This is a genomic window from Exiguobacterium marinum DSM 16307 (assembly GCF_000620845.1).
In the GTDB taxonomy this organism is placed as follows: domain Bacteria; phylum Bacillota; class Bacilli; order Exiguobacteriales; family Exiguobacteriaceae; genus Exiguobacterium; species Exiguobacterium marinum.
In genome coordinates this window covers 1,175,681-1,197,873 of record NZ_KK211189.1, presented here as the reverse complement: position 1 = coordinate 1,197,873, position 22,193 = coordinate 1,175,681, and the positions used below count along the sequence as shown (strand labels likewise).

Here is a 22,193-nt window from a genome sequence, read left to right as displayed (position 1 = left end):
CTTATTTAAGTTAGATTTTCAAGAAACGACCGAGCGATGTCGTCGATCCCCAGATCCCGATGAACGCACCGAGTGCAAGTAAGACAAGCGATACTTGGACTGTGAGCGTCGATGGATCAATCAACTTAAATATATCACTATTCAATTGATCAAGCGATGGTTGTAAAGCACTATATGCGACGTCATATCCGAAATAAATGACAAGAATCGGGACAAGAGCCCCAAGCATTCCGAGAACCAATCCTTCAATGAAAAATGGCCAGCGGATGAAGCTGTTCTTCGCTCCGACGAGTCGCATGATCTCAATCTCGCGGCGACGTGAGAAAATGGTCATTTTAATCGTATTCGAGATCAAGAACATCGCCATCAATGTCAATCCGACAATCAACGCGAGTCCACCGATGCGAATCCCGTTGAAGAAGGCGAACATTTTATCAATGTAGTCTTTTCCGTATTTCACATCGTCGACGTTATCGAATGATTCGACCGATTTTGCAACTTCCTCTAGTTCTGTTGGGTCTTGGGCTTTGACGATATAACGGGCGTGGAGCGGGTTGTCTTTTTCAACCGTGCCATAAGCAGCCGCATCGTCCCCAAGTTGGTTTTGGAACTTGGCCAATTCATCTTCTTTCGAACTGAACGTAACCTTCGACACACCCGGTACCTGTTCAATATTCTGTCCGAGTTTCTCGACTGAGCTCTCATCCGCCGTACGGGTGATGAACACTTGAATCTCGACATCGTTCTCTACATTGTCTGAGATTTCATTTACATTGAACATGACGAGTGCAAATACACCGACAAGTAACAAGGTGATCGTCACGGCACTAATTGCCGCGAACGACATCCATCCATTTCGAAGCGTTCCTTTGAACCCTTCACGCAAATGGCGCAATCCAGCCTTAAACATCATAGCCATATGCTCCTTTCTCTTCATCGCGAACGACTCTTCCATTCTCAATCGCGATGACACGGTGGCGAATCTTATCGACGATGTCACGGTTGTGTGTCGCCATGACAATTGTTGCCCCACGGCGGTGAATTTCTTCAAACACTTCCATGATGCCCCATGCTGTCTCCGGGTCTAAGTTCCCTGTCGGCTCATCGGCGATAATCAGCTTCGGTTTGTTCACAATCGCTCGTGCAATCGAAACCCGTTGCTGCTCCCCACCAGAAAGCTCATCTGGATAGTTGCGTGCCTTGTTTTTCAATCCGACAAGATTCAACACATCCATGACTTGCTTCCGAATCGACGTCGTGTCAGCCCCAACGACTTCTAATGCGAACGCAACGTTTTCATACACCGTAAGTGATGGAAGTAATTTAAAGTCCTGAAAGATGACACCGAGTTGACGGCGCAACTTTGGTACATGACGATCCTTGAGTTTACCGACATCGAGTCCGTCAATCAATAATTGACCTTCCGTCGGTTTCTCCTCGCGATAAATCATCTTCATGAATGTCGACTTTCCGGCACCGGAAGGACCGACTACATAAAGGAACTCGCCGTCGCGAATTTCTAAATCGAGGTCATCCATGGCAACGACGCCGTTTGGATATACTTTACTGACTTTTTGCATCGATATCATAACGTATTCCCTACCCTTTTTAAAATATTTTTATGCATCTATGACGAATTGGAATCATTTGTTTTAGTTACTGTATATTTCGCCTAGAGTCTTTTTTACAGGAAATACCCCTCTCTGTCAAGGAGTCATTTCTCGTTTATCGCCTTGCCAAAAAATCATCTAGGGCATTGTTGAAGCGACTACAATTATATCAATCCGACTTTTAAAACACCATTACAGGATTGTTTCAGTTCGATTGAGTTCAGTGGGAAAATGTCGTCATGAAATTCTATTGCACGAATTTGACCTCCATTATGAAATTCAGTTGAACTACCCCCACCTACGCTTCGCTTAGAGGTGGAGGATTCCTGAGTCATCCGACCTGACAGTCGGAACCTGATCAGGCTAGCCCCGTCGTCCCGACGGTTAAAGAAGCCAACATGCGTTCGGCTTCTTGTCTGAGGTTTAGTCCTGCGTTCACATCGCGGTCGTGGTGGACCCCGCAATTCGGGCATGTCCATTCACGCAAACCAAGATGCTTCACGTCTTTGTGTCGATGGCCGCAACTCGAACAGAGCTGGCTCGAGGCGAAGGTCTTCCCCACCTTCACGACGGTCTTCCCGTACCAGTCGGCCTTATACTCGAGCATGCGAAAGAACTCCGACCAGCTGACCTCGGAGATCGACTTGCTCAACTTGCGGTTCTTCTGCATGTCCTTCACCTGCAGGGTCTCGATGCCGATGACGTCGTGGTTTTTGACGATCTCGGTCGACACCTTGTGCAGGAAGTCGGTGCGTCTGTTGGCGATTTTCTCATGGATGCGTGCGACCTTCCGCTTCTGCTTCTGGTAGTTCTTCGCCTCGGAAAGTCTCACTTTCTTGTTCAGGGCGATGCGCTGACGACGGGACAACTTGCGTTGCTCCCGCGCCAGTTTCTTCTCGAGGGTGCGGAAGTAACGGTCGTTCTTGTAGAATGTGCCGTCCGATAGAATGGCAAAGTTCTTCAGCCCGACGTCGACGCCGACCGATGAACCGGTCTTCGGCAGTTCACCGATCTCCTGCTCTGCGAGAAGGGAGACGAAATATTTACCCGAAGCTGTTCGTCGGATCGTGGCGTTCAGGATGCGACCCTCGACGTGTCTCGAGTTGGCGAAACGCACCCATTTCAGCTTGGGGAGTTTGAGCTTGTTCCCGACGATCGAGACCTCGGGGAGCTGGGACTTCCCTTGGATGTTCGCCGTATAGGATTGGACGGGGTTTCGCTTCGACTTGAAACGGGGATGATTTTCCTCCTTCTTGAAGAACTTCTTATACGCGTCGGCCAGGTGTTTGACACTGTTCTGGACGGCCGTGCTGTCCACTTCCGTCAACCAACTGAATTCTTGCTTGAGTATGGGAAGTTCTTTCGAGCAGGCATCATACGACAGTCCCTTGCCATTCGCTTCATGGGCCACGTCCCATTTCGACAGGAAATGGTTGAACACGAACCGGGAACAGCCGATCGTCTTGGCAATCAGGACCTCCTGTTCCTTCGTCGGATAGATCCGGAATTTATAGCCCTTGTGCTTCACCATGTGACGTTCACCCCTTTTGAAGATATTTTACCCGAAAGAGAGGCTGGCGATTCATCTCCCACTTTCACGCAAGCACTGTCCTTAACGTTTAGAAGCGGGAGTATTCTCGCATAATTTTGATAAAAAACACCCCGTAGAAGCTGGATGTTCATGTCCAACTTCTATGGGGCGGTTCACTATACAGATATTTTCTTCTATCAATCTGCCTTGTCTTTCAATACATCGAACGGGGTACGCTTTTTCTTTCGGTACTGAATATGAATCGTCGGTGACTCATATTCATCTTGCGCCCGGATATCACTGCTTGAGACACGCATAAACGACCATCCGAGTAAAATCATGATAAATATGAGGGGGAAACCACCGACAATACTTGCTGTTTGTAAAGTTTCAAGTCCTCCGAGGAACATGAGTGTGAGAGGCATGATCGATAGTGCGAATGCCCAAAACAATCGATTCCATACGAGTGGTTCATCTTCCACATGCTTTTGAGTGACTGATGCCAAAATATATGACGAAGAATCGAACGTCGTCGCTAAGAAGATAATGGCGAGGACAGTGAACACCCCAACTACCGCACTTCCAAATGGCAATTGACTAATAATCGCAATGATTGTCGGGGCCGGTCCGTAAGTAGCCATATATGAGATGACATCGAATGTTCCACTTAGGTGAAGGTATAGTCCATAATTTCCGAGAACTCCGAAAAACAGTACACACCCAAACGTCCCATAGACCATCGTTCCGATGATCATGCCACGAATCGTCCGACCACGTGAGATCCGTGCCACGAATAATCCGACGAATGGAGCATAGACAAGCCACCATGCCCAGTAGAATACAGTCCACGACTCAGGGAATCCCGTTGAAGTAAAGCCACCAAAATCACCAAATGGCTCCATCCACGTCGCCATTCGGAAGAAATTATCCATAACAATCCCAACACCGTTGAATGTTGTCTCTAAGATAAAGCGTGTCGGTCCAAATACAAATACAAATGTTAAAATTCCTAATGCAAGCCAAATGTTCAAGTCACTTAGTAATTTGATTCCTTTATTCAATCCAGCATAAGAACTAACTGCAAAAATAACCGTACAGACTAGCATAATCACTGCTTTCATCCCGAGTGATACAGGGATTCCCGTCAATTCACTGATTCCTTCGGCAATCATCGGCGTACCGAGGGCGAGTGTTGTCCCTGCGCCTCCAAGAAGACCGAAGATGAATAAAATATCAATCACTTTTCCAAGTGGACCGTCTGAACGATCACCGAGAATCGGACGGACCGCTTCACTCACCTTCAACACGGATATGCGTCGTACATAATAGAAATACGCAATCGGGAGTGCAGGCAGCGCATAAATCGCCCACGCAATCGGTCCCCAGTGAAACATGCCATATGCCGTCGACCATTGAATGGCTTCTGTTGATTCTGGTGTGAGACCAAACGGTGGTCCTTCGTAATAGTAAACCCATTCAATCACCGACCAGTAAAGAATACTTGACCCAATCCCAGCAGCGAACAACATCGCCGCCCATGAAAAAGTACTAAATTCAGGTTCCTCATCTTCGTCGCCCAACTTAATGTGACCGTTCTTACTGAAGGCAACGTAGATCAAAAATCCGAATGCGCCAAGCCCAAGCGCTAAGTATAATATTCCAAAGTTTGATGTCATATACTCATTTGCCATCCCGACTAAAGCCTTACCTGTTTCCGGGAAGAAAATAAGAGGTAACGTCACTGCTAACAGTAAGATCACTGATCCAATAAATGTTGGCCAGTCTATTAATTTTGTCCTCAAAACCATATCACTCCATTTCTGTAATCTCTTATTACCATACCAATAAAACAGAAAATTGCAACAATTAATCAAAAAAACCACAGGATAGTCAACGCTATTCCTGTGGTGCCTATCTTATTTTTTTTCAGCGAGCCAAGCAGCAACCGCCGTGATTTCTTCGTCTTTTTCAATGACGTTCGCAGGCATTGCACCTTGACCGTTACGAATGACGTTCTCAATATCTTCTGCCGACAGATTAGCGCCGACTTGCTCGAGTGACGGACCACTCATTCCTTCAAGGTTCGCACCGTGACATGCCGCACAGTTTTGTGCGTACACCGCTTCCGCGTCAACCGATGCCGTGTTCGAGCCCGAATCCCCGTTGCTCGACGTATCTTCCTCTTCACCGCCGCCACATGCGCCGAGTGTCAGCATGGCACCAAGGCCAATCGCCATCATCCATTTTTTCATAACCACGTTCCCCTCCTAAGTTGTAGAAATGACCTACATTTACCATTATAGCCTTTCACGTATACTTTCTAACCTAATCTCACGAAAAGTACACAAAGATTCCACAACTTATGGAACGTTGATATAGCGTTTGTCCGACGTGAACCCTTGTCCGAGCACCTCATGTGCCTCACTGAAGACGAGGAACGCATCGGGGTCAATCCGACGAATGATCTCTTTCAGACGACTCACCTCGCTCTGACGGACGACGATCATGAGCATCGGACGATCGAGACGAGAATAAGCCCCGATTGCTTGAATCTCGGTCGCTCCACGATCGAGCTCCTCAAAGACGGCACGGACGATGAAGTCCCGCTTCTCCGAGATGATATAGGCCATCTTGTCCTGCGTGAATCCGAGCTGGACGAAGTCGATCATCTTGACCGTGATGAATAGGGCGATCAGTGCATAAAGTCCGGTCGAGAACGAGAACGTGAGGGCGGCGGTCAAGACGACCATGCCGTCGAGGAGCGCGATACATAAATAAAGCGGGATGTGCGTGAACTTATGTAAGATTTGCGCAATCAAGTCCATTCCACCTGTCGAGGCACGTCCCCGGAAGATGAGTCCTAGCCCGACTCCAACACCGACACCGCCAAATATGGCGGCGAGGAGCGTGTCGTTCACGGCAGCCCCTGCATCGATCGCTTCATAGAAAAGAATGACACCCGGTAAGAAGATGGAGCCGACGAGCGACTTCACCCCGAATCCGAGACCGAGGATGGTCCACCCAATGATGAGAAGTAGTACGTTCGCCACGAGCTGAAATGCCCCCGGTGAAATCCCGAACAGTTCATACGTGATAACCGATATCCCACTCACCCCACCTGACGCCAAATTGTTCGGCAATAGAAATAAGCTGAAGGCCGAGGCGACGAACACCGAACCGGTCAACAAATACAGATAGTCTTTGACGATTTGCTTCATTAAAGAATTTCTCCTTTACACACAACATGGCCCAAAGACAGGTGTCTTTGAGCCACATGCATCACATATTTGTTTTACGAAGGTAAGCATCGATGAACGGCATGACGTCGCCGTCCATGACACCACTTGTATTTCCGACTTCGTGGTTCGTCCGGTGATCTTTGACCATCGAATACGGATGAAAGACGTACGAACGGATTTGGCTACCCCAACCGATATCCGTCTTCTCGCCACGGATTTCGTCGAGTTTGCGTTGCTGCTCGTCGAGTTCACGTTGGTACAATTTCGCTTTCAACATCTTCATCGCCGATTCACGGTTCTTGATTTGTGAGCGTTCGGTCTGACACGAGACAACGACGCCCGTCGGCACGTGCGTAATCCGGACAGCCGAGTCTGTCGTGTTGATGTGCTGTCCACCGGCACCTGACGCGCGGTATGTGTCAACGCGGAGGTCTTCTGTCCGTACTTCGATCTCAATGTCGTCATCGAACTCCGGCATGACGTCACATGAAACGAACGACGTGTGGCGACGACCCGACGAGTCAAACGGAGAGATTCGGACTAAACGGTGAATCCCTTTTTCCGCTTTCAAGTAACCGTAAGCGTTGTGTCCGATGATGCGAAGCGTGACAGATTTGACACCAGCTTCCTCACCCGGAAGGTAATCGACCGTCTCGACTTTCCAGCCTTGTTTATCGGCGAAACGTTGGTACATGCGAAGGAGCATCGATGCCCAGTCTTGTGACTCAGTACCGCCCGCACCCGGGTGCAATTCAAGGATTGCATTGTTCGCATCGTACGGTCCGTTCAAGAGGATTTCGAGTTCGAAGTCATCGAACTCTTTTTTGAGCGCTTGAATCGTTTCTCCGAGCTCTTCTTGCATCTCTGCTTCCGGCTCTTCCTTGATGAGTTCAAGCGTCACTTCGCCGTCCTCATGTTTGCTTGCGAGGTCTTGATATTTGTCGACCATCGCTTTGAGCCCGTTTGACTCATCGATGACTTTCTGTGCCTTCTCTTGGTTGTCCCAAAAGTCAGGGTACGTCATCTCATTCTCGAGTTCGGCGATGCGCGCTTCCTTCTCCGTCAAGTTGAGAGAAGCTCTATAATTTTCAAGGCGCTTCGCCATTGCCTCAAGTTCGTTCCGAATATCTGAAATTTCCATAGTGTGATTCACCTTTCCGTAGGAAAGAGGCGAGCGGACCCGCCTCTTCAATAATTAAGCCTGTTGTCTACCATGACAGTTCTTGAACTTCTTACCAGAGCCACACCAGCACGGATCGTTCCGGCCGATACTCTCTTCTTTCGAACGACGGACCGGTTTTTTCTTGACTGGTGCATCGTCCTTTCCAGAGACGGCAACTTCCTCTTCGACGACTTTCTCACGTCGGAGGTTGTCCCCGACTTCGGCACGAAGCACGAAGCCTGTCACTTCTTCTGAAATCGCCGCGTTCATCGCGTCAAACATGCTAATCCCTTCCGCTTGGTACTCACGGAGCGGATCGTTCTGCCCGTAAGCGCGGAGATGAATCCCTTGACGCAACTGATCCATATGATCGATATGGGACATCCAGTGCGAGTCAACGGCACGGAGTACGATGATTTTTTCGAATTCGTTGAAGCGCTCAGGTGGTGCGAGTTCACGTTTTGCTTCATACTGCTCGTTCACACGTTCCATGAGGAGTTCAACGATTTCTTCCCGTTCTTTTCCGTAGAAGTCTTTGCCTTCGACCGGTTTTTCAAGCGCGAGCGTCTGGTTTGACCAGTGCGCGAGCTCGTCGATGTTCCACTCTTCCGGTACGAGTTCGATCGGCGTATATTGCCCGACTCCGAGTTCGACCGTCTGGGCCATCATCGAACGGACGATATCCGTGACCGACTCGTTCTCGAGAATGCTCGCACGGTCCTTGTACATGACCTTCCGCTGGTCGGCCATGACGTTATCGTAACCGAGAAGCTGTTTACGCGCATCGTAGTTGTTTCCTTCGACGCGTTTCTGAGCCGATTCGACCGCTTTTGAGACCATGCGGCTCTCAATCGGTTGTGTGTCATCCATACCGAGACGTTCCATCATGCTTTGGAGGCTGTCCGTCCCGAAACGACGCATGAGCTCATCTTCGAGTGACAAGTAGAACTGGGATTTACCCGGGTCCCCTTGACGACCTGAACGACCACGGAGCTGATTGTCAATCCGGCGTGACTCGTGACGCTCTGTCCCGATGATGTAGAGACCACCGAGGTCGACGACGCCTTCTCCGAGCTTGATATCCGTACCACGACCGGCCATGTTCGTCGCGATCGTGACCGACCCTTTTTGACCAGCATTCTCGATGATTTCTGCCTCACGCGCGTGGTTTTTCGCATTCAAGACATCGTGACGAATCTTCTTCTTCGTCAAGAGCTTGCTCAAATATTCTGAAGTCTCGACGGCGACCGTACCGACAAGGATCGGTTGTCCTGTCGTGTGAACTGAAGAGATCTCTTCGACGACGGCTTTGAACTTCCCTTCCATCGATTTGAAGATGAGGTCCGACTTATCGTCGCGAAGAATCGGTTTGTTCGTCGGGATCGTCACGACTTGCATGTTGTAGATATTACGAAACTCCTCTTCCTCTGTCTTCGCCGTACCGGTCATCCCGGCAAGCTTCTCATACATACGGAAGTAGTTCTGATACGTGATTGTTGCGAGCGTCATCGATTCGCGTTGAATCTCGACGCCTTCTTTTGCCTCGATCGCTTGGTGAAGACCTTCCGAGTAGCGGCGTCCATCCATAACACGCCCTGTGAACTGGTCGATGATCATGACTTGTCCGTCACGCACCATATAGTCGATATCGTGGTGCATGACCGCATTCGCACGAAGCGCGAGCCCAACATGGTGGTTGACCGCGACGTGTTCGATGGCGAACAGGTTATCGATACCGAAGAACTTCTCGGCGAGGTCGACCCCTTGGTCCGTCAAGAGGACTGATTTCGTCTTCACGTCGACCGTGTAATCCTCTTCTTCTTTCAATGTACGGACAAACGCATCCGCACGTGTGTAGAGCTCGGTCGATTTTTGTGCCGATCCCGAGATGATGAGCGGGGTACGCGCCTCATCGACGAGAATCGAGTCGACTTCATCGACGATCGTATAATAGAGCTCACGTTGAACACGGTCTTCCTTATAAAGGACCATATTGTCACGGAGGTAGTCGAATCCGAGCTCGTTGTTCGTCGAGTACGTGATATCACAATTGTAAGCCGCTTGTTTTTCGACGCGGTCCATGTTCGACACGTTGAGACCGACCGAAAGACCGAGAGCGAAATAGAGCGGTTCCATGAGTTCTTTATCTCGTTTTGCCAAATATTCGTTGACCGTTACGACGTGTACGCCACGGCCCGTGAGCGCATTCAAATAGACAGGAAGTGTCGCGACGAGCGTCTTCCCTTCACCTGTTTTCATTTCGGCGATGTCACCGTTATGGAGCACATAGCCCCCGATAAGTTGGACCGGGTAGTGACGCATCCCGAGCACGCGCTCTGATGCCTCACGACAGACCGCAAACGCCTCTGGCAAGATGTCGTCGAGCGTTTCGCCTTTATCGAGACGGGCTCGGAACTCTTCTGTCTTCGCCTGAAGCTGTTCGTCTGACAATGCTTTGGTTGGTTCGGCGAACGACTCGATCAAGTCGGCCGCTTTCTCTGCTTTTTTCAACACTCGTTTCTGTGGAGCAAATAACTCTTTCAAAAAGTTCGCCATACTCATATCTCCTCTGCATTCACTAAAAAATGCATGTTTTTTCCCTAATGTACAGTTTAACCGAAGTGGTGCCACCTTTCAAGGAAAGGCAAAATGAAACGACCCCCCGAAGCCGGAGGGTCGTGTAAGGTCAAGTTCATTATTCAGGTTCGATCAAGCCGTACTTTCCATCTTTACGACGGTAGACGACGTTCGTGTTGCCCGTTTCTGCGTCAGAGAAGACGAAGAAGCTGTGACCGAGCATGTCCATTTGAAGAATCGCCTCTTCCGTGTCCATCGGTTTCAATGTGAAACGTTTCGTCCGTACGAGTTCGAGTTCTGCCTCGTCCTCATCGTAGACGGCCGATGCATCATCAATTCCTTCGAGGGACTTGAAGTACTCGCCGACGCCACCTTCTTTTCCGCGTCCTTTACGGTTGAGCTTCGTTTTGTGTTTACGGATTTGACGTTCCAATTTATCGACGACGAGGTCGATTGCCGCATACATGTCGAGGTTGATGTCCTCGGCACGGAGCAACAAGTTCGGCATCGGGATCGTCACTTCCACTTTTTGTTTCTCATTATACACTTTCAAGTTGACGTAAGCCGTCTGTGCATCCGTAGGAGTTGTGAAATACCGAGTCAACTTCTCCAGCTTTTTCTCGACATAGTCTTTGATTGCTGGTGTGACCTCAATGTTTTCGCCGCGAATGTTATAAATCATCTGAACTCCTCCTTAAAATAACCGCTTGAACCATTGATTCGTCAAACGAGACGGAATCTCCTGCTTCGTTTCTAAAAAGAAAGTGGAATCAGGTGGCTCATTAATATTATACCCCGAAATCGCTATATTTGAAAACGTTATCATCAGAAAATAATGACAATTTTGTTCCTAATGTAACATTTCCTAGAACGAGCGAAAGGTATAGAAAGAAAATACCCATTCTAGTCATTTTTAAACGCCTTTTTAAATTATATAGACAAAATAAAAAGCCGGTTCCCAAGGGAACCGGCTTCGTGGTTTGAAATTATAATTTTGTAACGTTAGCCGCTTGTGGGCCGCGCTCGCCATCAACGATTTCAAACTCTACTTCTTGACCTTCGTCAAGTGATTTGTAACCTTCAGATTGGATTGCTGAGAAGTGTACGAACACGTCTTTGCCGCCTTCAACTTCGATGAATCCAAAACCTTTTTCTGAGTTAAACCATTTTACTTTACCTACCATGTGTAAATCCATTCCTTTCACCATTGGAGAATACAGAGGTTTGTCCTCTACGGCTAATCTTACCACCTTCTTGGAAGCGTGACAAACAATTTCTCAAATTATTGTAAACGTTTCGTCATTTGGCTTTCATTGGAATTATATTTCCCTACTTTTCATATTGCCTTATTGAATTTACATTTTTTGTGATATATCATTGAAGGGATGATTTAGGTTTGTGCCGTTTGTCTTTAGCCGATCCTGAAAATCTAATACGAGGAGGATGGTGCAGCGTATGCGCTCCTACTATTCTGAGGAAAAATATCGCATCACAAAGCGAACCGTGGCGATTCTCCCTTGCTTTGATATCATGAAGCAGTCACGGATCATTCTCGAGGATGGCACCGAGATTTCAACCCCGCTCCGGCCGTACCAGTTGTTGCAACTATCTTGCCGCCAGTACAACAGCTCGATCGAGGAAAGAATCTTCATCGCCAAACGCGTCGCCGGCGTAAAAGGGAAAGTCCCTGTCGTGATCGAACCGACAACCGGACTCGTCTTCTTCCCGACGAAGTCTCCGAAGCGAGACGATTGTGAATGGTATGCTTGGTCCCATATTCGAGACATACTGAACATCGAGGAAGAGCCAAACGGGCTACTCCTCACAACGAATGGACATCAAATCCAAACGAACGCAACACCGTACGTCCTTCGGAACCAGCTAAAAGCGACAGGCGAACTCGTCGCCCGGTTCCAACAAATGAATGCGGGCCCCGTGCTCGAATCATGACTCACCTTCCGTCGAAAAGACGGAAGGTTTTTTTCTATTGTTCGCTTCATTTTTTTAAAAAGAGGTCGATATTATGGTCGAGGTGACAAACATGCAAATTCAAGCCCAAGCGACCGCTGTCAGTTCGGTCTTACCAGGCATTCAGACGAACCGGACGTATAAGGCCGAACTCGTCAAACAGACCGGCCCCGACTCCGCAATCGTCAAAATCAACGGTGAAGAAGTCGAGGTCACATTCAAAGATGGGCTTCCAAAAACGAACCCGTTCCACGTGACGCTTGCCGAACAGGATGGCATGTTGATGGCAACCGTCATTCCCCAAAAGGAAGAGACGCTTGAATCCGCGCCACCTGCTTCCGCGTCGTCAAAGCTTGACGCGAAGATCCAGACGCTCCTCGCTTCCCTTCCACCGGAAGTGCGAAGCGCGGTCAGTCGACTGCTACAATCCGGACGCTTACCGATGAACGAGGATACGGTGCGCCTTCTCGAAACGGCATTCAAAGGGGACATGCGAGACGTCATCCTTCATTTGAAGACGCTCGACACGCAAGTCCTCCCTCGTGAGATGGCACGGGAGATCGCTGTCCTCTCCTTGAATGAAGCGAGACAACAGCTTACACCACCGGCACAGAACGCCCCGTACCCGCAAAAAGAGCGGTACGTCGAGCTCGTCAACCTATCACGTCCCGTGAGCGAACGCGTCATACCGACACCAGATACGGTCGACCGTACCATCCGCGACCTGCCTGCACCGCCGAAGATGGAGCGTTCTGAACCGATGACGCTCCCTCTCGTCAACGGACGACAGGTCATGGTGAAGGAAGTGACGAGCCATCTCGCGACGGTGACGAACAATTTCCGAAGCGAACAGGCAACGGTGACGAAACAACTCGGACAAGTCGCCGCGTTGATTGAGACGAACCCGCATGCGGCACGCCCTGCCCTCGAGACCGTATCGACCCGTTTGACGCAACTCGTCCAAAAGACGGACGCCCTACTTCATACCGATATCACTCAAGAGAAGCAGCTCGTCACCATGACGGCCAAGCTCGACCTCGCTTTATCTTTACTTGCGACTAAGCCACAAGAAAGTGCGACACTCGTCAAAGAAGTACGGGCGACGTTGAACGACTTCCGATACGCTCCGAACCAAGTGCGCATCGAATATATCCCGCACGGGGCGACACGCGCCGGAGAAATCCCTTCCGTTGCTCCGCTCAAACTCGACTCGACGCTGTCTGGTCGACACGTGCAGGAAGTGACGCAACGCGTCCAGGCCCAACAACTTGCACATACGACCTCTAACGCGCCGGCATCGGCTTTGTCAGTACGAGCGGATACGACGAACCCCGAGGCACAACGACTCGCCTCGTTCTTCCAAGTACAACAGACGCTCAATCGCCTCGATGGTGGTCAGCTCCATCAGCTCTTGTTCGCCCTACCGGCTAAAGTACAAGAGATTGACACCGGCATCCACGTCCATATCCAAAACCGGGAAGCAGGAGACGTCGTCGACTGGGAGAATAGCGTCCTCTACATCCGTTTAGAGACACCGCGCCTCGGAGAAATCGGCGTCAAGCTTGAAGCGAAAGATCGGAACCTCCGACTCACGCTCGAACACGACGATGCGACGGTCGAGCAAATCGCCCGTCCACTTCTTGGAAAGATTGAACAGACGCTCGAGACGATTGGATATAAGAGTGTGACGACCCAGTTCAAACCGCTCACGAAAGCCGAACGTGTCACCGAAGAACCGAAGGTGGCACCGACTACCGGTTATGACTTTAGAATTTAGGAGGTCCCGATGTACCAACGCATGGATTTGACGAAACGAAAGACGGCCGCGGTCGTCCGCTATGACGAGTCGACGGACAAAGCGCCCGTCGTCGTCGCCCGCGGGACCGGTGCCGTCGCGGAAAAGATTTTACAGGAAGCACGTGCCCGAGGCGTGGCGGTCGAGAACGACCATTCCTTGCTCGGACATCTGCTCGACCTTGACTTAGGGGACGCCATCCCACCCCAGCTATATGACGTGATGGCAGAAGTGTTGTTGTTAATAGAAGAACTTGATTCAATCAAAGGAGACCAAAGATGAATTCAACCCAGCTATATGAAATGAGGCCTGAAGAACTGACGCAGGCGATGTTACACGCGCTCGTTTATCATTACAAACGTGCCCAAGACTCGACGATTGCGGAACGGAATCGCCACCTTCGTCAAGCCCGTGAGCTGTTAGTCAAGCTCCATCAAGGACTCCATGATGGCGGTGGGATTATCGCGGCACAACTCGATGAAATTTATCTCTACATGGCGAACGCCAGTGTCGAAGCGATCATCGATCAGGACAAGCAAAAAATCGCCGAACTACATACGCTCGCAAGCGATCTCGATCAAACGTGGAGCGAAGCGATGGAGCGTGCTAAAACCCAACTTGCCCCGACTGGAGGAAACCGCTATGAAAATTACCAATAACGTTCAAGCATTAAAAGCCTATACTTCCCTTTCCCTGAACCAAGCCTCGATGAAAAAGACGATGGATCGTCTCTCGAGTGGGGTTCGGATCAACAAGGCGTCTGACGATGCGGCAGGTCTCGCCATCTCCGAGAAGATGCGAATGCGCCTCGACTCGCTTTCGATGGCAGAACGCAACACGCTCGACAGCATCTCGCTCACACAGACGCTTGAAGGTGGGATGAACGAGACACACGCCCTTCTCCAACGGATGCGAGAACTGTCCGTCCAAGCGGCGAACGGGACGCTCAGTGAGGACGACGCCAAAGCTGTCCAGGAAGAAATCAACGCGTTGACTGCCGAAGTGACGCGAATCGCGGAAACAACCGAATTCAACTCGAAGAAAATCATGAACGGGGAATACAAAGAAGGCAAGAGCACGTTATTCTTCCAAATCGGTGCCGGTAATAACGAGGCCGTCATCTTGAACGTCGAAGACATGCGGGCGCATGCGCTCGACATTACGACGACGTCAGCAGGTGGCGGAGAACTTCCTGCCGTCGATCACGACAATGATCAGGCGACAGCGTCTGAAACATACTACGCGCTGAGCGTGTTGACGCCAGACAAAGCGGGAGAAGCAATCGCGAAATTTGATGCGGCCATCAACAAGGTCTCGCTCGAACGTTCGAAACTTGGGGCCATCCAAAACCGGCTCGAGGCAAACGTCAGCGTCGTCGCCATCGGTTCAGAGAACTTGACGGCGTCTGAGTCACGAATCCGTGATGCCGATATGGCCCGTGAAATGATGGACTTCGCCCGTCTAAACATCTTGAACCAGTCCGGCATGGCAATGATTGCCCAGTCGAACGCATTGCCGCAAGGCGTGTTACAATTATTGAACTAACCTATTAGAAAGGACGGTTGCCCATATGGACATTCGTCGCATCATGGAGACGCAATCGCTCCTCGGCTCAAGTAAGGCAAAACGCCCCGAAGTCGAACCGGGCGTCTCCTTCCAAAACGTAATCGGTCAAAAGCGCGAAGACCGTGAACATGAACGCTTCCAGCGTCAAATCGCCGCGATCCATGAACAAGGAGAACTGCTCGCCGAGAGTCAGACCGTCGAGGCGCTCGCCGAATACAAACAGCTGATTAAAGACTTTATGAAAGAGGCCGTTGACGCGGCACTCCGTCTCGAGGACAAACGCGGATTCAATCGCCGCGGCCGTGCGAAGATTTATAAGGTCGTCGAACAAGTCGACCAAAAACTCCTCGCGCTGACGGATCAGGTCATCTCGGGAGAAGCCTCTCGCCTCTCCCTTCTCGACCAGGTCGGTGAGATTCGAGGACTGCTCGTCAACGTCTATGTGTGAGGTGTCGAAATGGCAGAACATTTGTTTTTGAAGAAAGTCAAATGTCCGTATTGTTTACAGGAAAGTAAGACGAACCGCGTCTTGTCGCGTCACATTCGTCCGCTCGAAGTCGAGAAGGACGGATACACGACGTATGACGGACCGAACCCGTATTTGTACGAACCTTCCGTCTGTGATTACTGTCATCTTGTCTTCCATGACTCGTTCGATAAGGTGCGAAAACACAACCGGGAAGCGCTCGAGACACACTACTTTAATCAAGTAAATGCGGATGTATTGAAAGGTGACCGTACACCTGAACACGTGATTCTCTTGTATAAGTTCGCGGTCATGACGGCCCAATTGAGCGGACAAAAACCGTCTGTCGTCGCCATGCTCGGGATGCGGATCGTATGGATGTACCGATTAATTGAAGATACGGCGTCTGAGAAGGAATGGATGCAGCGAACACTCGATAAATACAATGAGGTGCAGGAAGCGTATACGGACCCGATTCGGACCGGATTACCGTACGACCAACTTATGCTACGGATTGCCGATTTGTCGGCCGCACTCGACTACTACGAAGATGCGCGTCGCTGGTACGGGATTCTTCTCAGCAGTAAGGAAGTATCAGAGCGAATCCGGAATCAGGCCCGCGAGCATTGGGAAGATTTTCGGTTGGAGCATACATAACGAGAAGTGTGGGACTTCGTGTCTCACACTTTTTGCATACAAAAAAATCGCGCTCATCCACTCTCGGACAAACGCAATCGACACCATTGATGGGTGAACCTTCAAACCGAAAAGAGACCACGCGACATGACTCACGTGAAAACCAAAACAAGGCACCCTCATGCCGACTACGCGGTGGCGTCTTGCACGATAAGATTAGTATAACGCTTATTTTATAATATTACTATAGTTTTTGACCGGGATGCATGTCGGGTATAGTCAAAGCAGATACATACGATAAGGAGGAATCTTTCATGTTTGAAACGCAATATCTCGACACCGTACGTGCCACATTCAAAAGTCAGAAACAACTCGCCGAGCGTGCGCTCGTCCAAGTGAGTGACGAGGACCTGCACAAGACTCTTGCACCCGATACGCTCTCCCTCGCCCTGATCATCCAGCACATGGCGAATAACATGAAGTCGCGCTGGACCGATTTTTTGACGACGGATGGTGAGAAGCCGGACCGTAATCGCGACGCCGAGTTCGAGGACCAACAACTGTCCCGGGACGAACTGATGCAGGTGTGGGACGAGCGCTGGCAGCTGTTAGACGACGTCCTAGCCGATCTGACACCAGATGACCTTGGGAAGGACGTGATGATTCGAGGGGAAGCCCATTCCGTGATTGATGCGATCGAGCGACAAGTGTCGCATTACGGGTATCACGTCGGACAGATCGTCTATTTATCGAAGCTATTTGCAGGAAGCGACTGGGACGTCTTGTCGATCCCGCTACCACATCAGCGGAAGTGAGTTCAAAGGAAGCATGCCAACGATGGATTGACATGCTTCTTTTTCATTTCGTGACATCAATCGGATATTCGTAACGGTCTTCCGCGATTGTGTTGAATTGATCGTTATAAGGGCCTTCTACGACAAAACGCACCTCGGTCAATTCTTTTGGCATCGAGTCCACATGAAAGAGTACCCCACCCTCTTTCTTCACTTTACCTAAAAATTCTCCTCCAACGTCCTCTGAAATAATCATATCAGCGTCTACTTGTTCTCCTGTATTCGTGACGAGCCGTGCCTGATTTGGATGAAATGAGACCGTGTCGTCACTCGTATTCTCGACAATTACGTTGAAAGAGACAATGGTCACTTCTTTTTTATCATCGAACATGAAACGAAAATCAGAAGAGACCTGTAATCGGAGTGTTTGTACTTTATCGATTTGGAAAATGATTGGGCCAATCTTTTCTTCAATACCTAGGTTGCGATTCTTCATATAAATCTGGCTGACTCCGATTTCATCCTCTTCTACTTCAAATTCTTCAGAGCCACCAATCCCTTCTGACGTATCTTCACCTTTACTCGATTCACTTCCTTCTGGTGAGGAAGTGGTTTCTTCTTCTGTTGTCTGTTCGGTCTGCTCGGTAGTTTCAGAAGTCGTCGCCTCATCCGTTTCCCCACATCCAATCAGAAATACGAGAGGCAAAACGAATAACCCATGTCGAACCTTCATGACACGTTCCCTCCTATTCGAAAATCTCGTCGGTCAATGACTTATATTGAATATGTACCCATCAAATTAGAAAAAAACATATCATTTATGATAATTCAAACACTTATTTTCCAATGACCATACAAAAAGCGTGCCGATATCTCTCGGCACGCCTATTCTCATTTTGTTACGTTGATGGTGAATTCGTATCGCTCTTCTGCCACTCTCTCAAACGCTTCGTTCGAAGGTCCACTCGTGAAAAATTTTACTTCAGTCAACTCTTCTGGTTTTGCTTTGACGAAGAAGAGAACATTGCCTTCCTTCTTCACCTTCCCTAAAAATTCTCCACCGACGTCATCCGAGAAAAAGAGGTCTGCCTCGACCTGCTCTCCGGTGTTTGTGACAATCGTACCTTGATCCGGGTAAAAACTAATCGCGTCGTCGACAGTATTCTCTGCAATCACATTCATGGCGACCACCGTCACTTCTTCAGCTCCATCAAATGAATCACGATACACCTCATTCACCTGCAAGCGTGACGTCTGTACCTTGTCGATTGCGAACTGAATCGGTCCCATCGTCTCCGTGATCGTAAGTGCCTTATTCTTCATGTAGATCTTGTTCGTGCCGAGTTCACTTTCTTGGACGTCCGTCTCTTCAGCGGTCTTTTCTTCAGACGCACTCGCTTCCGCCTCTGCCACTTCTTCCGTGTCCGTCGCTGTCGTCTTCAGTTCATCTGCTTCCCCACATCCGACGAGTAGTGTGAGCGGTACCGCCACCAGTAAGCCAAATCGTTTCATGTTCATCTTCATCTCTCCCTTTCCAAAATCCAAGTGTTGTGGTTAAGAAGAATATAACGAATTGGCAAGCAACACCGATGTAAGAAAAAGTTCCAGGCAAAATAAAAGTCAAGGTCCAAAATCGAACCTTGACACATATACTTATCCTCTTGATTTCAGCTCTTCTTCCTCATATGGGTCGGGACGCTCCTCGATTGGCATGTCATCCTCGACGTATGCCTCGAGCTTCGGGTCACGCTCCACATACTCATCGTACGCTCCCTCTGGACCATAGACGAAATAACGGCGTTTCCGTGACGATACCGGTTTGGACTCTTTCTCACGCATCTCGTTTCCCTCCTCTTTCCAGAAAAGAAGCAACGGCTACATTGATATTTACCCGATTATAGCGGAAAACAGACGTCATTTCATCCTCGCTTTTTATCCGAAACCTTTTTGCATGATGTTCGTATATATCCATAACGATTCAATGAAGGGATGGTACATATGCAATTATTAAAGAAAGGGTTCGTACGGAGCCTCTTATGGTCGCTTCCGTTCGCGATCCTCGCGCTCTACCAAGGATGGTCAGGAAATATGGACGGCGTACACGGAATGCTTGTCTACGCAGGAGTCGCTTTCTTTCTCGGGCTCACAAGTGTCATTTACGAAGTCCCGCAGTGGTCGTTCAAAAAGCAAATTTTCATTCACTGGAGCGTCATGCACGTGACGATCCTACCACTCCTTTGGTTCGGTGGAGCTACACCAGTCACGTCGCTTCAAGATGCTACACGTCTCTACTTAAACTTTACGGTAAGTGGTCTCATCTTGTTTACCGCTTCTTATTTCATCATTCGGATGCGACGCCAAGTCAAAGCCTCTTAACACAAAAGCTCGAAGGCGCATGCCTTCGAGCTTTGTTATGTCTGTTGGTCGAATAGACCGGAAAAGTTGGAATCCACGTCTTCATATGGATCGACGTACGACTTGACCGTCTTCCGTTCCATCCGGGCCGTCCCGAGCGTCATCCCGAGACGCTGATGTTCGGCTTCAATGAGACGGGCAATCTTTTGACTGTCGTCAACGAGCTGCCGAAGGACCGTCTGATCGGCTTTTTCCAAGTCAGGACCGTGCGCCGCGAGCAATTGTTCCCGGTCGTCCAAGAGCTCATGGATTTGTTCCATCCACGTGTCATACGTCGGCTCTTCTGGGACTTTCGCCAGCAACTCTTTTAAGCGCTGTGTCTTTAAGATAATCTCATCGATTGGTCTCATGACTGCTTCGCGAGTTTCATCGCTTCCTTCCACGTGTCACGGAGTTCCGTCGTGAAGTCGAGCACTTCGTCGAGAATGGTCGTGTCGTTCTTGACGTTCGCATCGACGAGACGACGCCACATGTAGTCATAGAGCGAGTCTAAATTCGCTGAAATAGCGATGTCTTTATTGAGTGTGAGACGAAGCTCTTGGAAGATGGCTTGCGTCTTTTGGATGTTGATGTTCTTTAAATCAGGATTGCCCTGGTCGATCGCAAGCTTGGCGAGGCGCATGAACTTGAGCGCCCCGTCATAAAGCATAAGCGTCAGTTCCTGTGGGTTCGCGGTCGTGACCGCATTGTTTTGATAAGCTGCATATGGATTAGCCACCATTTAAATTCCTCCTCTTACATTCCGCCGCCTAAAAACTGTTGAAGTGAAGCGGCTTGCGAGTTCGCCTGGTTCATCGCCGTTTCCATCGCCGCGAAGCGACGGTAGTAGGCGTTTTCTTTATCGATGAGTAAATCGTTCAGTCGCTGGATTCGCGTATCCATCTGTGTCATTTCGCGACCCATTGAATACGTCGGAGCACCAGCCCCGTCCGCACCGGCGATTCGCGTAATCGTCTCACGTGAGTCTTTTGCGGCGTCGCGGATTTGAGGAAGAAGTCCCGTCTCTTCATCCGTGAAGAGCTTGTACACTTGTTCCGGGTCTTTCTCGATGGCTGCTTTTAACTTCTCTTCATTCAGCTCAATCTTTCCACCGTTCGTGAAGTCTGAACCGGTCGAGAGCCCAATCTGGAACAAGCGAGACATGTCTAAATCATTCGTAGTAGATGTTGCGCCCGACCATTTGCTACGAAGCGTGTCCATCGTCCCACGAAGAATCGTGTCGCCACGGAGCATCCCGCTCATCGCTTTCTCTTCCCACTTCTTGATCTCATCTTCAGACAACTCATCACGCTGTGCCTGCGTGAGCGGTGCGAATGAACGGAAACGCTCTTCGCGTGTCTTCTTGTTCATGAGATCAATCGTCTCATTGTATTTATCGACGAAACCTTTGATGTTGTCAAAGATTTTTTGGGTGTCGGTAGCGGCCGATAGTGTGACGGGTCCTCCTGTTTCGAGGAAAGATGATTTCAGTGTCAACGTCATATTGTCAATCGTCGTCGTGTTCGAAGCACGTTCGACTTCAATCCCATTCACTTTAAACTTCGCATTTTGTCCAGTCGGAACAACCGTCCCCATACTAAAGGCAGATTTGAAGTTGGTGTCAAATTGAATAGTAGAAGTTGCCCCGGTCTCTTTCGTCGACAAAGAGATTTTTCCGGTAGACGATTCAAAGAAAGCAGAGAGTCCTGTCTCTTTACTATTTAACTGACTCATCAAATCTTGTACCGTTGCGTCCGCACCTAATTCAATCTTTTGATACGTCCCGGCTGTACTAGATTTGTACTGAATTTCAAAGCCAGTCCCAGAGGAGAACGAAGTAGAAACATCTTTTGGAATAACTCCACCAGGATAGTTCGTTGTATTGGTAGCGGTGACTTTTCCAGTCGTCGCGTCATACGCGAAGTCAGCAGCATTTAAAACATTTCCTGCAGCATCTTTTAAGACGACTGTCGAAAAGTCCAAATCTTTCGGAATCGTTAACTCGGTTCCAGCCGTCTCTTGAATGACACGCTTTTGTCCGGCAACAAATCCATTCATGTCTGATAATTTTGTTGTACTCGTCAACTTTTGTCCGTTACGATCGACAGCATCTAAAATAGTCGTCGCCGAACTGGCCAACTGTGTAACCGAGTCGATCCGAACCGCGCTATTTCCACTTGAAGGTCCGGCAGTCACGCTGATTTTCGACTCATCCGACGAGCTAGACGTCTTCGCATAGAAGTTTCGGCTGAACATCAAGTCGACCGCGCTATTTCGTAACGTCATGAGTGAGCGGTTGATTTCGCGATATGCATCGCGCTTCCATTCTGTCGTTTGTTTTTTCTGTTCAAGTTTATCAACCGGCGCACGTTCAGCCTGCATCAATTGCTTAATAATCGTATCCGTATCGATTCCACTGGCGAGTCCGCCAAATCGGATAGGTGTCGTCATGAAA

General features: G+C 49.4%; 25 protein-coding genes. 9 read left to right on the top strand and 16 right to left on the bottom strand.

All coding sequences use genetic code 11. The annotated features are described in order from the left end of the window. Nucleotides 1-10: 10 nt before the first annotated feature. From ftsX to cspD, 10 genes are all read right to left on the bottom strand, one after another. Complete coding sequence (gene ftsX / locus P400_RS0106530; RefSeq protein ID WP_026825418.1) at nucleotides 11-913, bottom strand: permease-like cell division protein FtsX; 903 nt, start codon at nucleotides 911-913, stop codon at nucleotides 11-13. Next, nucleotides 903-1,589 (bottom strand): cell division ATP-binding protein FtsE, encoded by a 687-nt coding sequence (gene ftsE, locus P400_RS0106525; protein WP_026825417.1) that lies wholly within the window; start codon nucleotides 1,587-1,589, stop codon nucleotides 903-905. Before ftsE ends, ftsX begins: the two co-directional genes overlap by 11 nt. Nucleotides 1,590-1,968: 379 nt before the next feature. Next, nucleotides 1,969-3,141 (bottom strand): IS200/IS605 family element RNA-guided endonuclease TnpB, encoded by a 1,173-nt coding sequence (gene tnpB / locus P400_RS0106520; protein WP_026825416.1) that lies wholly within the window; start codon nucleotides 3,139-3,141, stop codon nucleotides 1,969-1,971. Between the two features lie 197 nt (nucleotides 3,142-3,338). Next, nucleotides 3,339-4,943 (bottom strand): BCCT family transporter, encoded by a 1,605-nt coding sequence (locus P400_RS15020; protein WP_084483622.1) that lies wholly within the window; start codon nucleotides 4,941-4,943, stop codon nucleotides 3,339-3,341. Between the two features lie 114 nt (nucleotides 4,944-5,057). Then, nucleotides 5,058-5,393: a cytochrome c551 gene (gene cccB, locus P400_RS0106510; RefSeq protein WP_026825415.1), complete on the bottom strand. Its 336-nt coding sequence runs from the start codon at nucleotides 5,391-5,393 to the stop codon at nucleotides 5,058-5,060. A gap of 108 nt (nucleotides 5,394-5,501) precedes the next feature. After that, nucleotides 5,502-6,359: a YitT family protein gene (locus tag P400_RS0106505; protein ID WP_026825414.1), complete on the bottom strand. Its 858-nt coding sequence runs from the start codon at nucleotides 6,357-6,359 to the stop codon at nucleotides 5,502-5,504. 61 nt (nucleotides 6,360-6,420) lie between these two features. After that, a complete protein-coding gene (gene prfB, locus P400_RS0106500; protein WP_026825413.1) occupies nucleotides 6,421-7,521 on the bottom strand; it encodes a peptide chain release factor 2 in 1,101 nt (366 codons plus the stop codon). 54 nt (nucleotides 7,522-7,575) lie between these two features. Beyond that, nucleotides 7,576-10,098, bottom strand: a complete 2,523-nt coding sequence (gene secA, locus P400_RS0106495) for a preprotein translocase subunit SecA (protein WP_026825412.1) — start codon at nucleotides 10,096-10,098, stop codon at nucleotides 7,576-7,578. A 139-nt stretch (nucleotides 10,099-10,237) separates the two neighbouring features. Continuing rightward, the gene (gene hpf, locus P400_RS0106490) at nucleotides 10,238-10,801 is read right to left on the bottom strand and encodes a ribosome hibernation-promoting factor, HPF/YfiA family (RefSeq protein WP_026825411.1); all 564 of its coding nucleotides are present in this window, start codon (nucleotides 10,799-10,801) and stop codon (nucleotides 10,238-10,240) included. A gap of 304 nt (nucleotides 10,802-11,105) precedes the next feature. Next, on the bottom strand, nucleotides 11,106-11,303 hold the full coding sequence (gene cspD / locus P400_RS0106485; RefSeq protein WP_026825410.1) for a cold-shock protein CspD: 198 nt from the start codon (nucleotides 11,301-11,303) through the stop codon (nucleotides 11,106-11,108). 271 nt (nucleotides 11,304-11,574) lie between these two features. Between cspD and P400_RS0106480 the strand changes: the two genes are divergently transcribed. The 8 genes from P400_RS0106480 (at nucleotide 11,575) to P400_RS0106445 (ending at nucleotide 17,365) form a co-directional block, all read left to right on the top strand. Then, nucleotides 11,575-12,069, top strand: a complete 495-nt coding sequence (locus P400_RS0106480) for a competence protein ComK (protein WP_026825409.1) — start codon at nucleotides 11,575-11,577, stop codon at nucleotides 12,067-12,069. A gap of 73 nt (nucleotides 12,070-12,142) precedes the next feature. After that, complete coding sequence (locus P400_RS0106475) at nucleotides 12,143-13,864, top strand: hypothetical protein (RefSeq protein WP_026825408.1); 1,722 nt, start codon at nucleotides 12,143-12,145, stop codon at nucleotides 13,862-13,864. Nucleotides 13,865-13,873: 9 nt separating this feature from the next. After that, a complete protein-coding gene (locus tag P400_RS0106470) occupies nucleotides 13,874-14,164 on the top strand; it encodes an EscU/YscU/HrcU family type III secretion system export apparatus switch protein (RefSeq protein ID WP_026825407.1) in 291 nt (96 codons plus the stop codon). Next, the gene (locus tag P400_RS0106465) at nucleotides 14,161-14,541 is read left to right on the top strand and encodes a flagellar protein FliS (RefSeq protein WP_026825406.1); all 381 of its coding nucleotides are present in this window, start codon (nucleotides 14,161-14,163) and stop codon (nucleotides 14,539-14,541) included. The genes P400_RS0106470 and P400_RS0106465 overlap by 4 nt, the downstream gene beginning before the upstream one ends. Continuing rightward, the gene (locus P400_RS0106460; RefSeq protein ID WP_026825405.1) at nucleotides 14,525-15,427 is read left to right on the top strand and encodes a flagellin N-terminal helical domain-containing protein; all 903 of its coding nucleotides are present in this window, start codon (nucleotides 14,525-14,527) and stop codon (nucleotides 15,425-15,427) included. Before P400_RS0106465 ends, P400_RS0106460 begins: the two co-directional genes overlap by 17 nt. A 25-nt stretch (nucleotides 15,428-15,452) precedes the next feature. Next, nucleotides 15,453-15,896 (top strand): YaaR family protein, encoded by a 444-nt coding sequence (locus P400_RS0106455; protein WP_026825404.1) that lies wholly within the window; start codon nucleotides 15,453-15,455, stop codon nucleotides 15,894-15,896. 9 nt (nucleotides 15,897-15,905) lie between these two features. Beyond that, the gene (locus P400_RS0106450) at nucleotides 15,906-16,571 is read left to right on the top strand and encodes a DUF2225 domain-containing protein (RefSeq protein ID WP_026825403.1); all 666 of its coding nucleotides are present in this window, start codon (nucleotides 15,906-15,908) and stop codon (nucleotides 16,569-16,571) included. A gap of 293 nt (nucleotides 16,572-16,864) precedes the next feature. Then, entirely contained in the window at nucleotides 16,865-17,365 is a 501-nt protein-coding gene (locus P400_RS0106445; RefSeq protein ID WP_026825402.1) for a DUF1572 family protein, read from the top strand. 43 nt (nucleotides 17,366-17,408) lie between these two features. On the opposite strand, the gene P400_RS0106440 is transcribed toward P400_RS0106445, so the two are convergent. From P400_RS0106440 to P400_RS0106430, 3 genes are all read right to left on the bottom strand, one after another. Continuing rightward, nucleotides 17,409-18,077 (bottom strand): DUF4352 domain-containing protein, encoded by a 669-nt coding sequence (locus tag P400_RS0106440; protein ID WP_026825401.1) that lies wholly within the window; start codon nucleotides 18,075-18,077, stop codon nucleotides 17,409-17,411. A 158-nt stretch (nucleotides 18,078-18,235) separates the two neighbouring features. Further along, a complete protein-coding gene (locus P400_RS0106435) occupies nucleotides 18,236-18,862 on the bottom strand; it encodes a hypothetical protein (protein ID WP_026825400.1) in 627 nt (208 codons plus the stop codon). Nucleotides 18,863-18,997: 135 nt separating this feature from the next. Next, nucleotides 18,998-19,183, bottom strand: a complete 186-nt coding sequence (locus P400_RS0106430; RefSeq protein ID WP_026825399.1) for a hypothetical protein — start codon at nucleotides 19,181-19,183, stop codon at nucleotides 18,998-19,000. Nucleotides 19,184-19,342: 159 nt separating this feature from the next. On the opposite strand from P400_RS0106430, the gene P400_RS15375 reads away from it, so the two are divergent. Continuing rightward, a complete protein-coding gene (locus tag P400_RS15375; protein WP_051545958.1) occupies nucleotides 19,343-19,720 on the top strand; it encodes a DUF3021 family protein in 378 nt (125 codons plus the stop codon). Between the two features lie 35 nt (nucleotides 19,721-19,755). Here P400_RS15375 and P400_RS0106420 read toward each other — a convergent pair whose 3' ends face one another. From P400_RS0106420 to fliD, 3 genes are read right to left on the bottom strand one after another with little or no spacing between them, the layout of a single operon-like run. Further along, nucleotides 19,756-20,109, bottom strand: a complete 354-nt coding sequence (locus P400_RS0106420) for a flagellar protein FliT (RefSeq protein ID WP_012726960.1) — start codon at nucleotides 20,107-20,109, stop codon at nucleotides 19,756-19,758. Beyond that, the gene (gene fliS / locus P400_RS0106415; protein ID WP_012726961.1) at nucleotides 20,106-20,480 is read right to left on the bottom strand and encodes a flagellar export chaperone FliS; all 375 of its coding nucleotides are present in this window, start codon (nucleotides 20,478-20,480) and stop codon (nucleotides 20,106-20,108) included. The genes P400_RS0106420 and fliS overlap by 4 nt, the downstream gene beginning before the upstream one ends. 14 nt (nucleotides 20,481-20,494) lie before the next feature. After that, nucleotides 20,495-22,189, bottom strand: a complete 1,695-nt coding sequence (fliD, locus tag P400_RS0106410; RefSeq protein WP_026825398.1) for a flagellar filament capping protein FliD — start codon at nucleotides 22,187-22,189, stop codon at nucleotides 20,495-20,497. Nucleotides 22,190-22,193: the final 4 nt, after the last annotated feature.

What these genes read in the sequence shown, in the direction of transcription:
- hpf (WP_026825411.1), bottom strand. Translation starts at nt 10,801, where the DNA reads ATGATTTATAACATTCGCGGCGAAAACATTGAGGTCACACCAGCAATC.
- P400_RS0106420 (WP_012726960.1), bottom strand. Translation starts at nt 20,109, where the DNA reads ATGAGACCAATCGATGAGATTATCTTAAAGACACAGCGCTTAAAAGAG.
- P400_RS0106470 (WP_026825407.1), top strand. Translation starts at nt 13,874, where the DNA reads ATGTACCAACGCATGGATTTGACGAAACGAAAGACGGCCGCGGTCGTC.
- P400_RS0106450 (WP_026825403.1), top strand. Translation starts at nt 15,906, where the DNA reads ATGGCAGAACATTTGTTTTTGAAGAAAGTCAAATGTCCGTATTGTTTA.
- prfB (WP_026825413.1), bottom strand. Translation starts at nt 7,521, where the DNA reads ATGGAAATTTCAGATATTCGGAACGAACTTGAGGCAATGGCGAAGCGC.
- P400_RS0106445 (WP_026825402.1), top strand. Translation starts at nt 16,865, where the DNA reads ATGTTTGAAACGCAATATCTCGACACCGTACGTGCCACATTCAAAAGT.
- P400_RS0106505 (WP_026825414.1), bottom strand. Translation starts at nt 6,359, where the DNA reads ATGAAGCAAATCGTCAAAGACTATCTGTATTTGTTGACCGGTTCGGTG.
- tnpB (WP_026825416.1), bottom strand. Translation starts at nt 3,141, where the DNA reads ATGGTGAAGCACAAGGGCTATAAATTCCGGATCTATCCGACGAAGGAA.
- ftsE (WP_026825417.1), bottom strand. Translation starts at nt 1,589, where the DNA reads ATGATATCGATGCAAAAAGTCAGTAAAGTATATCCAAACGGCGTCGTT.
- fliD (WP_026825398.1), bottom strand. Translation starts at nt 22,189, where the DNA reads ATGACGACACCTATCCGATTTGGCGGACTCGCCAGTGGAATCGATACG.
- P400_RS0106435 (WP_026825400.1), bottom strand. Translation starts at nt 18,862, where the DNA reads ATGAACATGAAACGATTTGGCTTACTGGTGGCGGTACCGCTCACACTA.
- cspD (WP_026825410.1), bottom strand. Translation starts at nt 11,303, where the DNA reads ATGGTAGGTAAAGTAAAATGGTTTAACTCAGAAAAAGGTTTTGGATTC.
- P400_RS0106475 (WP_026825408.1), top strand. Translation starts at nt 12,143, where the DNA reads ATGGTCGAGGTGACAAACATGCAAATTCAAGCCCAAGCGACCGCTGTC.
- ftsX (WP_026825418.1), bottom strand. Translation starts at nt 913, where the DNA reads ATGATGTTTAAGGCTGGATTGCGCCATTTGCGTGAAGGGTTCAAAGGA.
- fliS (WP_012726961.1), bottom strand. Translation starts at nt 20,480, where the DNA reads ATGGTGGCTAATCCATATGCAGCTTATCAAAACAATGCGGTCACGACC.
- P400_RS15375 (WP_051545958.1), top strand. Translation starts at nt 19,343, where the DNA reads ATGCAATTATTAAAGAAAGGGTTCGTACGGAGCCTCTTATGGTCGCTT.
- P400_RS0106460 (WP_026825405.1), top strand. Translation starts at nt 14,525, where the DNA reads ATGAAAATTACCAATAACGTTCAAGCATTAAAAGCCTATACTTCCCTT.
- P400_RS0106455 (WP_026825404.1), top strand. Translation starts at nt 15,453, where the DNA reads ATGGACATTCGTCGCATCATGGAGACGCAATCGCTCCTCGGCTCAAGT.
- cccB (WP_026825415.1), bottom strand. Translation starts at nt 5,393, where the DNA reads ATGAAAAAATGGATGATGGCGATTGGCCTTGGTGCCATGCTGACACTC.
- P400_RS0106480 (WP_026825409.1), top strand. Translation starts at nt 11,575, where the DNA reads ATGCGCTCCTACTATTCTGAGGAAAAATATCGCATCACAAAGCGAACC.
- secA (WP_026825412.1), bottom strand. Translation starts at nt 10,098, where the DNA reads ATGGCGAACTTTTTGAAAGAGTTATTTGCTCCACAGAAACGAGTGTTG.
- P400_RS0106430 (WP_026825399.1), bottom strand. Translation starts at nt 19,183, where the DNA reads ATGCGTGAGAAAGAGTCCAAACCGGTATCGTCACGGAAACGCCGTTAT.
- P400_RS0106465 (WP_026825406.1), top strand. Translation starts at nt 14,161, where the DNA reads ATGAATTCAACCCAGCTATATGAAATGAGGCCTGAAGAACTGACGCAG.
- P400_RS0106440 (WP_026825401.1), bottom strand. Translation starts at nt 18,077, where the DNA reads ATGAAGGTTCGACATGGGTTATTCGTTTTGCCTCTCGTATTTCTGATT.